Source organism: Pseudomonas phoenicis (genome assembly GCF_047302395.1).
Lineage (GTDB): Bacteria > Pseudomonadota > Gammaproteobacteria > Pseudomonadales > Pseudomonadaceae > Aquipseudomonas.
The window spans coordinates 2,405,281-2,421,325 of record NZ_CP154852.1 but is presented as its reverse complement, the minus strand read 5'-3'; the positions used below and the strand labels follow the sequence as shown (position 1 = coordinate 2,421,325).

The window sequence follows — 16,045 nt, the reverse complement described above, 5'->3', positions numbered from 1 at the left end:
TCCCGGCGCAGGGCGGAGGATTCATTGGGGCATCACCCCTTGCGACCTGACCAGCTTCGCTTTCAACCCTAACGCATTCAAGTAGGAAACGACGGGTTCACCCGTCGTTCGACCGGCGGCGCTTAGGTAATAGTGGCCTGAGTAATCCGAGACGTTCACACTATTATCTTTATCTTTCCAAGTAATATAACCTGCAGAGATCACACCTGGATTTTTTTCAGAGAAAAAGTTAAGCATTGGGTGAGCGAACTCGACAGACCGTTCATCACCCGTAATCAGCTCCGCATCGCGAGTAAAAACAAATTTGTGAGGTTTCCGAATAGCCTTGACTTGGGAGCCACGGACGATAACTTGAAAGGACGAATCAGAAACATCGGTCATGGCTCGAAATTGCTTCAAGTACTCAGCATACTCATGCGGTTCAGAATCCTCCAGCACTGGAATTTTCGATAGGTCATGTTTTTTTCTGACGACTTGTCGAGCGCTGGTCGCTTCAGGAGAGCTGTTCAACAAGGTCGCCTTATCCTTATAGAACTGCATGTTCTTGGGTTTCTGAGGCGCATGGCCGTCTGGATCCGTCCATCCTATAGGATTATTGCCAAACGCAGCGTAGGCATTTATTCCACCTCGCAGGAAAGGACTCAGACTATCAGGGCTTCCAAAGCGCATCAGCCTTGGGGAGTAGCTGCGATAGCCTCGCCCTAAAAAATAGGATTGAGTGTGAGGATCGAGGTATTCGCCGTCGTATCCAAGGCTGGCGCGCTGCTTGCAAGTAATAGCATAGTTTCCGTAAGGCGAATAACTCACTGTTACACCCTGAAAGGCCTGCTTACTCATACCACGGATAGTAACCGCCATTTGGATTTCCCCATCGTCTTACACGACGATGACTATTCGACACTTGGGCGGATCGCGCAACTGACAGATTTGATAGTCAACCGCCTGAGCACGGTTCTGACCAACACTGCAACCAACGCCCGACTTCGCGAGCACAGCAGAATGTGCCACGACTCAAGAAGTCCGCTTAGCTCACCGAACGTGCGCTCAACCCGTTTGCACGAGTGGCGTTTGGTAGAAGCCGATAGATAGGATTTTCCAGACTTTGATGTGCGTGCTCGACCGCCGTCACCACCGCCACGCCGCCTCGCCTGCCCTGAGGTACGGGCAACTTTGGTCCCGACAGGCCAACACTGGCAACCATAACTACAGCGCGCCAGGCCGCATCACATACGGCCTCATTGTTGCAACGCCCATGTCCGTATTTACCTAGGCTCTGTACGAAAAGCCTTGATACTTGGCCATGCTGCGTTGAAAACAGACTGGATCGCCAGCCCGGGCTGGGCGCCCCCGACAAAATGCTTACGTACTACAGTACGCTCCGCTTTTTCGCCTGTTTTCGCGGGGCCGCCATCGGCCTTGCCTGGCCGGCGTCTCAAGACTTTTCGTACAGACCCTAGTGTGATGTTTCGCAAGCAAAACTCATATTGCGGTCTAGGCTTTCAGCATAAAAAGCTCTGGAGCAACTATATGAAAGCCGGCCGACCTGCTGCCCCGATTGAGCTGAGCGACGAAGAGCACATCGAACGGCTTCGTCGCTCCCGCCAGCGTAAAGGCCGCTGAATCCCGCATTCGAGCCAACCTCATCTTGGCATGTGTAGGTGGAGAGTCAGGTACTTCGATCGCCTAGGCTCTGCCTGAAAAGTCTTGAGTGAAAGTTAGACAAGGCCGATGGCGGCCACGCGAAAACAGCCGAGGAAGCGGAGTTTACTGGCGTAGATGAGCATTCCGACGCGACCGCCCACCGGGCTGTTTTAAAGCAGCGTAACCGAGTCTCAAGGCTTTTCAGACAGAGCCTGAGCCAACTCGGCACGGCTCGGACTGTGCCGACAAGCGCGCCAGGCGAATCCCACGAACAACCCCGCCATCAGCGCCAATGCCACCGGCAACCCGTGCGGCGCGGCCGTCATCGCCGCGCCGCTGACCAGCGGCCCGACCAGGCTACCGATGCCCCACAGCAAGCCCACGCTGGCATTGGCCATCACCAGATCGCGGCCGCTGAAGCGTTGGCCGATCAGCACCAGCGCCAAGGTATAGATGCCCCCCGCTACTGCGCCCAGCAGCACCAGCATTGGCCACAGCAACCATTGCGCCTGCAACAGCCATGGCAGCGCCAAGCCGATCAGCATCGCCACAATGCCGCAAGCCAGGTGCAAGCCAGTACGTTCGACCCGGTCGGCCAACCAGCCCAGCGGCAGCTGGAACAGCATGTCGCCGGCGAACACCACGGTCACCATCAACGCCGCCACGGCTACGGCCACGCCGTGGCCGGTGGCATAGATCGGCAGCAGCGACAGCACCACGGCGTCGAAGAACGAGAAGAACAGCACACCCATGCACAACGCCGGCGCCACCCGGAAGAACCCGGCCAGGCCGAAGCCTACGTCGTCTTCGGGATGCGCCACACGGTCGTTGGGTACGCTGAGCACGATGCACAGCAGCGCCAGGCCGTAGCACCCGCTGACCAACCACAGCAGCCACGGGCTCTGTGCGCCCAGCAGCGACAGCAGCGCCGGGCCCAGCACCTGGAAGCCGGTGAAGCAGGTGGCGTACAAGGCCATGATCTTGCCGCGGTTGTGCTCCGGGCACAGCTCGTTGACCCACGATTCGCCGAGGATGATCGCCACCCCCATGCCCAACCCCAGCATCAGACGCAGCAGGCCCAGTTGCCAGAGCGTGGCGAAACCCCAGTCGAGCAAAACGATGCTAGCCATGCACAGGCCGAAACTAAGCAGGTAGATGACCCGTCGGGTCAGGTGCCGGCAGCAGGCGTCGACCAGAAAGGCCGAGAGCATCATACCTGCGGCAGGAATCGCCGAGACGATGCCGATTTCCAGGGTGCTGGCACCTGCCGTCTGCAAACGCAGAGACACCAACGGCAAGGTCGCACCCAGGCTGAAACCCACCACCGAGACGGCGAACAGCAGCCCCACCAACAAACGCAGGTTCATCACATCGTTCCTCGAAGACACGTTCGGCGGCCCACAGGCACGGGCCGCACAGATTCCATCGGCCGACACTCGAAAGTGCGGACACGGGCGCAGCCAACCGCTTACGGCTCGGCAGCGCGAATCAGACGAGGTGCAGGTGGGGCGAGAAGGTGAAGGCGAACAGCACGCTGCGCCGGCGCTTGAGCACCGTGTCGCTCGGCCAGGCGCGATAGCGGGCCTGGAGGTCAGGCGGGCAGGCTAGCGAAGGCATGGAGAAGCGGCGCATGAGGTGTGCTGTAGAAAGGGGCAGGAGCCGCGACTCTAGGCCAGCCGCCCTGCCCCGTCAATCGGACGCGCTGGCGGGACCCGGGTCGACGAGCGGGGGCATCATGCGCGTGGCGGGCGCAGGCGGTGGATGCCAACATCGTCTCGGTCCACCCCTGCGCGCTGGGCCACAGCGCCATCGGCCTACTTGCTCGCAGCCTTCTTCGTGGAAGGCAACAATACCGTCAACAAGCCGAACAACGGCAGGAACGAGCACAGGTGGTACACGTACTCGATGCCGCGCAGATCGGCCACATAGCCCAGCAGCGCCGCGCCGATGCCGCCGAAGCCGAACATCAGGCCGAAGAAGATCCCGGCGATCATGCCCACGCTGTTGGGCACCAGTTCCTGGGCATAGACCACGATGGCCGAGAAGGCCGAGGCCAGGATGAAGCCGATGATCACGCTGAGCACGGTGGTCCAGAAAAGGTCGGCGTAGGGCAGCGCCAGGGTGAACGGTGCCACGCCCAGGATCGAGAACCAGATCACCGCCTTGCGTCCGATGCGGTCGCCGATGGGGCCGCCGAAGAAGGTGCCTGCCGCCACCGCGCCGAGGAACAGGAACAGGTGCAACTGCGAACTGGCCACCGAGAGGTCGAATTTCTCGATCAGGTAGAAGGTGAAGTAGCTGGTGAAGCTGGCCATGTAGAAGTACTTGGAGAACACCAACAGCCCCAGGATCACCAGCGCGCCGACCACCCGGCCACGGGATAGGCCGTGGGTCACGGGAACGGCTTTGCGTGCCCTGGCCTGGTTCAAGTGCCGGGCATACCAGCCGCGCAGCTTCAGCGTCACGCCGAAGAAGAACAGCGCCGCCAGGCCGAACCAGGCCACGTGGGTCTGCCCGAACGGGATGACGATGGCCGCCGCCAGCAGCGGGCCGAAAGCCGAACCGGTGTTGCCGCCGACCTGGAAAGTCGACTGCGCCAGGCCGAAGCGCCCGCCCGAGGCCAGGCGCGCGATGCGCGAAGTTTCCGGGTGGAAGGTCGAGGAGCCGATGCCGACCAGCGCCGAAGCCAGCAGGATCATGGCGAAACTGCCGACGAACGCCAGCATGACGATGCCCACCAGCGTGCACAGCGTGCCCAACGGCAACAGGTTGGGCGTCGGCCGGCGGTCGGTGAAGAAGCCCACCCAGGGCTGCAACAGCGAGGCGGTGACCTGGAAGGTCAGGGTGATCAGGCCGATCTGGGTGAAGCTCAGGTCGTAGTTGACCTTGAGCATCGGATAGATCGCCGGCAGCACCGACTGGATCAGGTCGTTGATCAAATGCGCCAGGGCGCAGAAGCCGATGATCGACACCACCAGGCTATTGGCGGGGTTCGTCGGGCTGGGGGCGGTGGAGGTCTGCGTACTGCTGCTGGCCATGGCCGGATCGTCCGTGGGCGGAGTGGAGGTCGATTATCCGGAAACAACTCGTTACTTAGCTACCTTTTTTACCACCCATCCGGCACGTACTTGCAAATGGTTCTCAATATAAATAGCATCGCTGGCACATTGCCCACTGCCGCTCCGGCCTTCCCCACGTCCTTTGCGAGCCGCCCGATCGATGAGCCCGATGCCCGCCTTGCAGCACCAATCCGACCCCGATCAAGATGCCTTGGAATGGTTCGCCTTGCTGCAACATCCCGACTGCGACATCTACCTGCGCCAGGCTTTCGACGCCTGGCGCAGCGACTCGGTCAACGCCCAGGCCTATGCCCGCCTGGAAGCCCGCCTGCACCGGTTACAGCCTGTGCCCGTGCAAGCACGCCCGCGCCCCCAGGTGATGACACTGCGCAAGAGCCGCCTGGGCATCTGCCTGGGCATGTTGTTCATCCTGAGCCTGACCGCCCTCGCCTACCTCTACTGGCCGTGGGCGCAGCGCCAGGCCAGCCAACTGCACACCGATGCCGGCGAACGGCGCACGGTGCGCTTGAGCGAAGGCTCCACACTGCACCTGGACAGCGCCAGCGCGATGAACCTCGACCTGCGCGGCCGCGTGCGGCATTTGCAACTGGTGCAGGGCCAGGTGTCGCTGGAGGTGAACCTGGACGGCCGCGAACTGGATGTGCAAGTGGGCGAGGCACGTATCCAGGTCTTCGGTACGCGCCTGCTGATCGCTCGGCATGCCGATCACGACGAAGTGCAGGTGCTCAACGGCAAGGCGGTGGTGCAGCAGAATGGCGAGCAGCGTCTGGTGTCGACCGGCGAGCGGCTGACGTTCGACGGCCAGGGCCTGTACCAGGCGGAAAAGATCGATACGAAGACCGCCGACGCTTGGCGCCAAGGCCACCTGATCGCCAAGGATCTGCCGCTGGGTCGGGTGTTGGAGCGTCTGGCGAGCTACCAGGGGCAACGGCTGTGGCTGTTGGACGAACAGACGGCCCACCGCCAGGTGAGCGGCGACTTCGACCTGGACCGCCCTGCCGATACCCTTCAGCGCCTGGCCGCCGATCAGCGATTGCAGCTGCACGACGTGCTCGGCCAGTGGTTGCTGGTGCGATGATCGAGGGCATTGGCCTAAGTTTCTGAAAGCGTGCGGATTTTTTTCACAGGGAGTGTTGACAGGGGCGTCGGCGAAGAGAATAATGCGCGCCAGTTGGCTACATAGCTCAGTTGGTTAGAGCATAGCATTCATAATGCTGGGGTCCGGGGTTCAAGTCCCTGTGTAGCCACCAAACATCTGCTAGACGATGTGCGCATCGTCAAGCAACCAAGAAGCCCGCCTTGTGCGGGCTTTTTCGTTTCCGCCACATCACCTTTCTACCCTTATCTTGCCGCCGTGTTTACCCGTGTATGAAAGCAGCACGGCTCGTAAAGCATTTGCGTCTTCCGTGTGCGAAACATCTCAATTGATTCGGTGGCCTGCGCTGTCAGGGCTTGCCTGAACCGCGATCATTATTGAATCTCGACAAGTTGGCTGAACGCCGCTCGGCACCCGTATTACTGTGCGAAAGCGAGCAGCTGCTGATAGTACAACTGGCCGACCTGACGGCGCTCCCCAGCATGAACGATAAGCGCCCGAGCTTTTAACCAGGGGAGTGAAGCGAAGTGGCGATGCTGCCTACGCTTAGACCGGGGGCTGGACAGGTAAACATTCAGCAGAGCTTCAACGCACCGCGCAACTCATCAGTGCTGCGACGGCTCGAAGCGCGCCCGTTTGGTTACTCGCCTGGGCTGGCATGGGGACGCCTACCTAGTTCCGGATCGGCAAATTGGAGCCAGCCCGGAGTATCTGCACTTTACGAGGCCAGTGCCCAACTGCCACCTATCACCCAGGCCGGTACGCTGGAGCAGTGGCAACAGCAGATCGGCGCACGGTGTGTAGGTAATCACCGACTGGCGTTTGTGGTGTGCGTGGCTTTTGCGGGCGCAGTGCTGCACCTGCTTGGCCAGGAGTCCGGCGGTTTTCATCTGTATGGCGACAGCTCCGGCGGCAAGACCACCCACCTGCAAGTTGCAGCGTCGATATGGGGTGGCCCGCGCTTGGTCCGCTCGTGGCGCTCTACCGATAACGCCTTGGAAAGCATCGCGGCCGCGCATTCGGATGGCCTTTTGGTGCTCGATGAGATCGGAGTGTGATCCACGGATCATTGGCGAACCGGTCTACATGCTGGGCAACGGCACCGGTAAGGCGCGGGCAAGTGATCGAGGAATGTCAGGGCGCCAGGTGCAAGAGTGGCGGTTGCTGTTCCTTTCGATCGGAGAGAGGACACTCGCGCAACAGATGGCCGAAGCGAACAAAGACCTGAAAGCTGGCATGGAGGTACGCTTGCTTGCAGTCCCGGCAGACGCGAGCAAGGGAGTGGGTTTGTTCGAGGAGTTGCACGGGTTTGAGGATGCTGCTGCGCTGTCAGATGCACTGAAAGCCAGAGTGAACAGATTCTATGGCTCTGCGGCACTGGCATTTCTGTCCGCCCTCTGCGACCCGGTCAAGCTGTGTGCTTACACCGCTATGGTGTGCAGCACCATGGAGTGCTTTGCAGCGAAAGCACTGCCCGCCAGCGCCAGCGGACAGGCGCATCGCGCCGCTACGCGCTTTGGCTTGGCAGCAGCAGGAGAACTTGCCACCGCCCTGGGCGTTACAGGATGGCCAGACGGTTTAGCTATCGATTCCGCCCGCGTTTGCCTGAGGGCCTGGCTAGCGGAGCGAGGTGACGCAGGGAACTTGGAAGGTGACGCCATCCTTGCGCGTCTGCGCCAAGTGATCGAGCGCTTCGGGGAGAGCCGCTTTACGCGCTGGGAGTCGGCGGCCGCGAAAGTGGATGAGCATGGGCCTCGGACAATCGACCGCCTGGGCTTTCGCAAAGCGATGGAGCATGGGGTCGGCGACACGCTGCACACCACGACGACCTGTTACGTCCTCCTCGAAGCATGGCGCTCTGAGATCTTTCGCGGCATGGACCTTAATGCGGTGAACAAAGAGCTCTATGCCGGCCACTTATCTACGACCTTCTGGTAGTTAATCCAATCGTGTTTGGGAAACATTGCGCGAACCAAGCACATCGCGACCCAAAACGCTGGATGTGCGCCCCATGTAGCAGCCGACCACGCTGCTGGAGGGAAAAATAATTTAGGCAATGCTAAAACCGCGGTCATTGATAAGACGCGGATTGACTGAGTAGGTTTGGGTGCAATGTGGTAGTCGTCAGCCGAAGCAATCTTTACCCGGTACGCGTACCGAATGGGTCCAGAAGTTGATCGACAGCGACATCGTTAACGAAGAGACTTGATGAAACCAGCCTTCAGGCAAAAATAGAAGGTCGCCGGGGCCCAATCGAACGTGCAGAAAGTCCACATTCCTGGCTGCCGGGAAGTCTTCCCAGTTCGGCTTGCCCGGATTGAAATCACATCCTTCCAAGCCGCCATCTGGTGAGGTTGCCCAACTACCCAAAGCCTCGCGATGATGCGGAGCGGCCAGCAATATCGATTTCTCACCCCAGACTTGGGCGAACAAATTATCGGAGTCATCTCGGTGAAGTGGCGTCAGGGTGCCAACGGGCCCTAACCAGAACCTTGGCGCTATGTACTGAGAGCGCTCAAACAACTCGGGAAACCGGATCAGGTGCATCCACTGCCGCGGCAGTTGGTTATTTCCCATGTAAGCTGCTGGTTCGTCACTGGTTGGTTGGCTTGCATGTTTCATCCCAGCGACAAAATCCACTACCTTTACGGCCTTGAACTCACGCTCAGAAAGAAACGCACGATCGGCGTATTGCCCGTGCCGACTGATGCCCTGTACGTCGGAAAAATGCTCTAGGGCTTGCTCCACTGACATCTTTGCCAATGGCCAATCGTCGAGCGCCGAGCTTAGCACCAGAGGTTTACCGACCGCCCGGTATTGGTTTGTGAATTCGTGTACCGAAATCTGTTGCGCGGCCCGTCGCTCGATGACGTCATGCTTGTCAAGACTAGCCGACAATTGCTCGCTGAAGCGAGGCCGGGCTGGGTAGCGGCGGTCCATCTCTACCCGCTCCCCACCGCCGCCATATAATGCTCGATTGACTAGTTGCGGAAGCAATGTCGCCAGACCGAGGCGCCCTGAGATTTTGAGCTGCCCTTGGGCAAAGAGCGCTTCAATATCGGACTTTCCCCGCATGATTGAGAGAAATACTGATGTGTCCATGGCGATAGTCACATCTGCCTGCGGATGCCTACCCGTATGAACCTGGGCGGAAGCCGGCGCACGCACCCAGAAGTGTTGCTGTCCGGAAAACACGAACTGGAAGATGCCGGCAACCCCCACTTCATTAGCTCGCGCAAATAACGACGACAGCGCGGACTGCAATAACATATCGATCTCCAATCAAAATCGCTTCAGACTACTTTGCGAATACAGTTCCGTGCTCATGCACCACACCTTCGATTGCGCAGCGCTCGGCCAATGCGCCATCGAATGAGATCAACCGGTCCGTTGTGGCTTTCCAGTCGGCCAGGCGGTGATAGGCATTGATGAACCAGCTAAGATTCTCGCAAAGGTTACCGAACGCCGAGTTGATCTGCATGACCTCGCCAAACATTATGGCACCGGAGAAAAACCGGGGCACAGCCAGCAGGCTGCTAAATATCAGGGAGAGCTGACCGTAACTCTCCGTGAATAGTGACAGTCGCATTTTCACGCGAATGGTACGGCGCATGTTCGCTAGACTGATATCCAGTCTCTCGCTTATTCGGTCTTTCTCGCCGTGGCGGCCGGAGAAGGCTTCCTGATCACTGGAACTGTCGCGGAAGCGAATCAAGAAGTAACGCAGGTCTGCTTCGGAGCGCTGCTGATTATTGCTTAAGGATACCAATTTGAAACCAATTTTCTGGCTGACGCAGGTGCCTAGAGCTGCATAAACAATGGCAGCCCAAAACATGTAGGCGGGAACCGTGACACCTAACAGTTGTGCACTGCCCGATATTCCAATTAATACCGCACTGAAAGATACGATACTGGCCAACGTATAGAAAATACCGCAGGCCAAATCAATGGTCTCGAACGTAAACTTATTTATGTCCTCCGCAATGCGCTGGTCAGGATTGTCGACCTGCTTTTCGATCTGCTGAGGGCGGATTGACTCGACAATCCATGCCGAAAGGTAATGATTGGTCAACCAACGTCGCCACCTCAACGCAAATACATCAACCCAATAAGTGATCAACACCGAGCGCAGTACAGAAAACAGCATGACTCCGAGGAAAATCAGCACCAATTTGTAGAAGGTATAGGGATCATGGTTCTGAATGGAATTATAGAAGTGCTTGTACCATTCGTTGATTGCCAGTGCAGTGGTTACCGCAAGAAGAGACAAAACGACCAGCGCAAGCAACGAACACCAAGCGAAGACCTTTTCTTCGCTTCGCCAATACAACGACACCACCCTAAATGTATTGCGAAGAAACGACGTTTCGTCAAGGTTTTCACAATGCCCTTTGCTGATTTTATAATTCATTTGGCGTCACGGTTTGAATGATCATTATTTTGGGAGTGTGCCCCCTAATTATTCTCTTCGGGCGATTACTCAAAGCAAAACGCGCAAAGGGCGGTAGCATCCTTTAGCTACCGTCACTAGTTTATTCGTGAGCTGCCACGATAACTACCCTACAGGTGTAGGGCTTCGCCTAGGATCTATCAGGATTTGCGAGAAAATTATTTTTTATACTATGTTGAAAGACTTTGAATTAGTCACATGCTCAGATTAAGCCGAATGCCATTCCGACCACTCTTCGACAGTTTATGCCCTATTTGAGTGGCGTCTCAGCAATTTTAGAGCTTGGTTTAGTGGCTCTTTACTCTTATGAAAAGCCAGTGCCAAGAAAAATTAAGGTGTACTCAATTTTATTTGCCCTATAATCCAATGCAAGAGTGGAAGTAGTTATGGTGGCTGCCATCAATTCGCGCTTGATACATACATATTTTTCCTAGATAGGCTGCTGCCAGTGCTATGATTATGCCCGATACAGCTACACTCATCACTGCAAAACCTAGTGCACCCATACCCTTATTTACAAGGCCCATCGGGTTGATTTGCCCATGCTTGTTCTGACCCTTTGACTTTGCATTCGCCGCACCTTCTATGGCTTACAGTCACCAATCTCCCAGCAACTCTTTATGGCCACCCCTACAGATGTAGGGGTGGCCCTATGCCCCATCGCTGTTAAAATGAATGTTCACCATCACCCCTTCAAAATGTACCACCTAGTAAAAATCGTCTAATAAGGATATTGATCCAATGAGAGACCTAACTGAATACGAAGTCGCTGGGATTTCCGGCGCTGATGCTGGTACAACTTTCGTGACAACCGCAGCTGGCACCGTAGGTGCCGCAGTGGGCTCAGCTATCAGCTCGAGATTGGGCTTCGGCCCTTCCTCTGGTGCTGCAATTGGCAGTGGAGCAGGGGCGGTGGCAGGGGAAGCGACTTACAACGCATTCAGGGATTCCGCTAGAGCTTGGGATCCTTCGGTGTTCGCAGGAACAATGGGCTTCCCGCAAACAGTCGGGTCCTAATCAGCATTTGGTGATCATGGCGCACTTAAAGGGTGCGCCAGCACATCTACTACCACCACTGCGGTCAGGTTGAGCCCAAAGATGCAATATACTCTAAAACGCATAAAGTTGAGCGATCAACTATTACAAGACCCACTGAAAGCTCTTGCACTATTTGAGAGGATTTTACTCAATGCCGCTTTAACGCTATTGGTATTCTTTATCCTCAAAGAAACTGAAATTACGTCTGGCTTTTTAACAGCGGCGGCCTTTGGCGGGATGTTTACATTTTCCGTCATAACCTTAAAGGCCATGTATTATGACCAAGCACTCTCAGAGATTAATTTGAAAAGCCAAAACTCAAAAATGGCAGTGGATAGTGCCCTTAGAAATTTTGGCTATATGCAAAACGAAAAGGGTGAATATTTTGTGCCAAAAAAAATGTTCAGCCTGTTTTTTCGCTGCCGCAGCGAAAAGATCACAATGACGGCTCAAGGCTTAAACCTTAAATTGAAAGGCCCCTACACTAAAGTTGCAAATCTGCTAACAATGCTGACCAGTGTTGAAAGCACATCAACTTAGCGAAGCGAACATTTAAAAATAACTTAAGGGTGCTCGAAGTTTCATGCTGCCAGCCTCTTTAAACTTGAAAGTAGTTAGCAGATAACAGTTTATCGCTCCTGAGCCTTATGGCGCGCCATCGAAAGAATTTTATAGCCGCCCTGTTACTACGCACTTTCGAGATAGCTGAGATTTGCACCCGAGTGGCAGCGTGCCTAGCGCTGCTTGGCTAAGAGGAGTAAAAAAATCATAGGCAGATTACCGGCACCGATATAGGCACCTTTGCAGTTATTTCCCGACATGTCGCCCACCGCTTGTTATGACTCCGTCACCAAGCCCTGCGGTCGTCCCATAAAGATTAAGTCGACGCCGGCAGGTCAGGTAAAGGAACCGAGTTAGAGCATCAGCTCCTGCCGCCAGCGCCAGATCAGCTCCGTTAATACTCCCATCACCGATCTCACTATCGAGATAATTAACGACTCCAAGTGTCGCAATATATACTATCGTGCGAGGAATAAAGACAACTGCAATCATCTCGAGTTCTTCTACTGCTATGTCTTACGGCTTTACAAAATCTCTATGGTTACATAGACAATTTTGGGCTTTACCCTATAGCTACTAGTAGCGCCAATAAAATTTTCTGCAGCAGTGATCAAATTGCCCAGAAACCTAGGCGTCCCAAGCTCGCCGCTAGACGCAATCGCGCACGGTGCCAGCCATTTAATGCAGCAATATGCTCCTGCTCTGCCATTGCATAAGCAGAAGAAGCATTGAGCAGCTCGATCATACTACCCACTCCAGAGCGATAACGTCCTTGGATTACGGTCAGGGCGAGCACTGCCTGCTCGACCCATTCAGCGGTCCTGTTCAACGCCTGAGTTTCGGTACCGAGGGCCTGATAACTGGCCCACAACTCCAATGCCACACGCTGCCGAGCATCGTCCAGTTCTGCTTCCTGGGCCTGCACCCTGGCCCGTGCCCCCCGAACCTGATAGGAAGGGCCAAACCCTTCGAACAGCGGGATACTGACTTGAAGACCAACGCTGTTATCACGGATATGGCTATCGCCGTCGAACGCCATGGATTGATGGGTCTTAATATCCGACAGTGAGGCAACTAACGACAGCGATGGGCGGCCGGCAGCCTGGCGTTCGGCGACGGCTGACTTTGCTGCCTCCAGCTTCGCCCTAGCGGAGATCAATGCAGGATGGTCGTTGCCGGCCTGCTCAAGAAGTGTATCCAGACCTTTTACGAAGGTGGTATCCGGCCGTCGCGTCAGCGTTTGCGCTAGTATGAGTCGAGTCTGCGGCGCCAGTCCCATGCGCACGGCGATCTGGCCTTCGGCTTCGCGCATCACGCCTTGGCCGCGAATCAAGTCAAGACTAGCCTGCGAATACGCGGTCTGCGCCTGCAGGCGGTCGCTCAGCGCGGCGGCGCCAGCATCGAACTTGGCGCTGGCGTCTTTGAGATTCTCGGTGGCCAACGCGGCAACCTGTTCGGCGGCCCGTTGCCTATCTTGGGCGGCCAGGGCTTCGTAGTACAAGCTGGCTGCCTGCACGAAGGCCTCTTGCAAGCGCTCATTCTGATTGGCATTAGCCGCCACCAGCAACTGACGGGCATTGCGCACGTTGGCCTCACGCTGGCCAGAGTCGAACAGCACCCAGCTCAGGCTCAGACGATGGTCCAGCTGACGTTGACGCCCTTCGGAGGAGTCTGTCTGTTCGTAATGTGTGGCATTGTGACCGCGGCTGTAGGAACTTGTGGCATCGAGCCTAGGCAGATACGCCGAGCGCGCTATTCCAACCTGCGCTGCCTGTGCCTTGGCCTGTGCCCAGGCATATCGGACCTGCGGGTCATGGCACAATACCCGCTCGACCATGATCTCCAGGCTAAGCACCTCCGGCAGCGCTCCATCCGCGCAGGCGGCGCCCAGGCCTATGCCATCGAGCACAGCGGCAGGCGCCACGGCGGCGTCCGTCGAGAACATGTCCAGTGCATCGGTGCAGGACGCCCATGTGCACATAAGCGCTAGCAGGCAACGTTTGAAGACATCTGCTCTCATGGCGTGATAGCTTCGCCCAGGTCTGAGGATACGCACACAGTCCGCTGATCAAGCACCACCCGCCCCGCATCGAGACGCACTACCCGATCTGCGGAGGCGATCGTCTCAGCGCGGTGGGCAACGATGATTCGTGTCACGTCGAGTGCGCGCACTGCAGCATTGACACATTGCTCGCTAACGACATCGAGATGACTTGTGGCCTCGTCAAGAATGAGTATGTCTGGTCGCCGGTAGAGTGCCCTTGCCAACAACACGCGTTGTTTCTGCCCGCCGGACAGTACGGTACCCATGTCGCCTACCAGAGTGTTGTAGCCCATTGGCATGGCCGCAATGTCGGCATCGATAGCTGCCATGCGTGCGCAATTCGTTGCCCATTCCAAGTCAGGACTTGTTTCGAAAAATGTGATGTTTTCCAAAAGTGAACCTGCGAATAGGCAGTCGTCCTGCATAACCGTGCCGATCCTCCCGCGCCAGGACTCCAGACCAAGCTGGCGCAGCTCATGCCCAGCCATGCGGATCTGGCCGCTGGTGGGCGGCAGTACTCCAAGCAGCACGTTCACCAGAGTGCTCTTGCCACATCCGGAAGTCCCGGTGATGGCAACGGACTCTCCGGGAGCAATGCGCAGGTCGATTCCATCAAGCACCAGCGGTTCATGCTCGGAGTAACGATAGCTGAGGTTATGAATGTCGATGCTCATCCGCCCGGCTGGCCAGTTCACCGATTGAGACGCATCGCGCTGCTCCTCGGGCGGCTGCAGGACGATGTCAGCCAGTCGCTCGCCCTGCAAACGCAGCATATGCAGTTCGAAAAGGTGGTCAACTAGACTTGCCACACGGCTGACAAACTGGCCTTTGTACGCCATGAACGCTATTAACACTCCCACCGTGAAGTGGTTGTCCATCACCAAAGCAGCACCAAAGCCAATAGTACACAGGTTTTCCAGGCCGAAGATCAACGCATTCAACTGGGTATAGAGCAGCTGCAGTTTCTGTGTGCGTAATCCCGCGTTGATCTGCGCTACTAGCAGCCCCAGCCAGGTGGAACGCCTTTCGCTTTGCCGTTGAAATAGCTTTAGCGTGCGTATACCGCGCAGGGTTTCAAGAAAGTGGCTCTGTTGGCGGGCTGCATGCACGATCTGCTCTTCGCTGGCACGGCGTAGAGGGCCATACCATACCCAGCGCACGCAAATGTAGGCGAGCATAGCCAATATCGCGATCATCGCCAGCAATGGGCTGTACAGGAACATCAGTACCAAGGTAGCAATGGTCATCAGGCCATCGAGAATCGTCGAAAAGAACGCAGCAGTTAATGTATGCTGAATTTCGTCAACAGCCCCGAAGCGAGAGACCACATCGCCCAGATGGCGCTTCTCGAAGTACTGGATAGGCAGGCGTAACAGGTGGCTAAATACATTTGCCCGCCATTGCACGCTTAGCAAAGTGCTCATGTGCATCATAACCCAAGACCGCATGGTACTGACTAATTGCTGCATCAGCAGCAACAGGCCAAAGCCAATCATTAACGTGTTCAACAGGTCGCGGTCTTGGGTAACCAGAACATTGTCGAGCGTCCATTGTAACAGGAACGGACTAACTAGCGAGAACACTTCCAGCGCCAGCGCCAACAGCAATACTTGGACCAGCCCGCGGTAAAGCCCGCTGATGCGCCCCAGCATTCTCGTCAAGCCGAGTTGAGGCTTGCTAGCCTGCTGTTCGAAGCCCTGCTCGGGCCAGACCTCTAGTGCAACGCCAGTGAAACTGTTGCTCGCCTGGGCCAGGCTAAGTTGCCGTACTCCCTGTGCAGGATCATGCAAGGTCAAGCGCTGCCCGTTGACTGCCTTAAGCACCACGAAATGGTTGAAGTTCCAGTGCAGCACGCATGGCAACTTGAGCTTGTTCAAGTCGCCCAGCTCCAGCCTTACCGCTCGGGTGCCAAGCTCGAGTCGCTGCGCGGTCTGCATCAATTGCCTGAGGGTGATGCCTTTGAGCGAGACGCTGAACTCCCGGCGCAGCTCCATTAGCGTCGTATGGTGCCCGTATAGACCAGCTATCATGGCCAGGCAAGCGAGTCCGCACTCGGTGGCCTCCGTCTGCAGGATGAGCGGCAGGCGACGTCCCAGTGTGGGAGTAATGGCATTAATGTAGTTCATGCATGCATT

Annotated in this window: 10 protein-coding genes, 1 tRNA gene and 1 pseudogene; 4 read left to right on the top strand and 8 right to left on the bottom strand. The window is 56.7% G+C overall.

Annotated features, from left to right (window positions below; genetic code table 11):
• Positions 1 to 21: 21 nt before the first annotated feature.
• The 4 genes from AA0Z93_RS10870 to AA0Z93_RS10855 all read right to left on the bottom strand — a co-directional run bounded on the left by AA0Z93_RS10870 (position 22) and on the right by AA0Z93_RS10855 (position 4,679).
• Positions 22 to 858, bottom strand: coding sequence for an RHS repeat-associated core domain-containing protein (locus AA0Z93_RS10870; protein ID WP_413048931.1), 837 nt, complete (start codon positions 856 to 858; stop codon positions 22 to 24).
• Positions 859 to 1,832: 974 nt separating this feature from the next.
• Complete coding sequence (locus AA0Z93_RS10865) at positions 1,833 to 3,008, bottom strand: MFS transporter (RefSeq protein ID WP_413048932.1); 1,176 nt, start codon at positions 3,006 to 3,008, stop codon at positions 1,833 to 1,835.
• 121 nt (positions 3,009 to 3,129) lie between these two features.
• A complete protein-coding gene (locus AA0Z93_RS10860) occupies positions 3,130 to 3,258 on the bottom strand; it encodes a hypothetical protein (RefSeq protein WP_413048933.1) in 129 nt (42 codons plus the stop codon).
• Positions 3,259 to 3,455: 197 nt separating this feature from the next.
• Positions 3,456 to 4,679 (bottom strand): MFS transporter, encoded by a 1,224-nt coding sequence (locus tag AA0Z93_RS10855; RefSeq protein WP_413048934.1) that lies wholly within the window; start codon positions 4,677 to 4,679, stop codon positions 3,456 to 3,458.
• Positions 4,680 to 4,860: 181 nt separating this feature from the next.
• Between AA0Z93_RS10855 and AA0Z93_RS10850 the strand changes: the two genes are divergently transcribed.
• The 3 genes and pseudogenes from AA0Z93_RS10850 to AA0Z93_RS10840 form a co-directional block, all read left to right on the top strand.
• Positions 4,861 to 5,799, top strand: a complete 939-nt coding sequence (locus tag AA0Z93_RS10850) for a FecR domain-containing protein (protein ID WP_413048935.1) — start codon at positions 4,861 to 4,863, stop codon at positions 5,797 to 5,799.
• Between the two features lie 95 nt (positions 5,800 to 5,894).
• A tRNA-Met gene (locus AA0Z93_RS10845) sits at positions 5,895 to 5,971 on the top strand.
• Positions 5,972 to 6,432: 461 nt separating this feature from the next.
• A pseudogene (locus tag AA0Z93_RS10840) lies at positions 6,433 to 7,722 on the top strand (DUF927 domain-containing protein); the annotation flags it as partial.
• Between the two features lie 219 nt (positions 7,723 to 7,941).
• Here the strand turns inward: AA0Z93_RS10840 and AA0Z93_RS10835 are convergent.
• Together AA0Z93_RS10835 and AA0Z93_RS10830 are read right to left on the bottom strand one after the other, a co-directional pair.
• On the bottom strand, positions 7,942 to 9,087 hold the full coding sequence (locus AA0Z93_RS10835; protein ID WP_413048936.1) for a cupin-like domain-containing protein: 1,146 nt from the start codon (positions 9,085 to 9,087) through the stop codon (positions 7,942 to 7,944).
• A 28-nt stretch (positions 9,088 to 9,115) separates the two neighbouring features.
• Entirely contained in the window at positions 9,116 to 10,228 is a 1,113-nt protein-coding gene (locus AA0Z93_RS10830) for an SbmA/BacA-like family transporter (RefSeq protein ID WP_413048937.1), read from the bottom strand.
• 1,137 nt (positions 10,229 to 11,365) lie between these two features.
• Between AA0Z93_RS10830 and AA0Z93_RS10825 the strand changes: the two genes are divergently transcribed.
• A complete protein-coding gene (locus tag AA0Z93_RS10825; RefSeq protein ID WP_413048938.1) occupies positions 11,366 to 11,845 on the top strand; it encodes a hypothetical protein in 480 nt (159 codons plus the stop codon).
• 631 nt (positions 11,846 to 12,476) lie between these two features.
• Here AA0Z93_RS10825 and AA0Z93_RS10820 read toward each other — a convergent pair.
• Positions 12,477 to 13,886 carry a TolC family protein gene (locus tag AA0Z93_RS10820; protein WP_413048939.1) on the bottom strand — a complete coding sequence of 470 codons (1,410 nt, stop codon included), beginning with the start codon at positions 13,884 to 13,886 and terminating at the stop codon, positions 12,477 to 12,479.
• Positions 13,883 to 16,036, bottom strand: coding sequence for a peptidase domain-containing ABC transporter (locus AA0Z93_RS10815; RefSeq protein WP_413048940.1), 2,154 nt, complete (start codon positions 16,034 to 16,036; stop codon positions 13,883 to 13,885). Before AA0Z93_RS10815 ends, AA0Z93_RS10820 begins: the two co-directional genes overlap by 4 nt.
• Positions 16,037 to 16,045 lie beyond the last annotated feature (9 nt).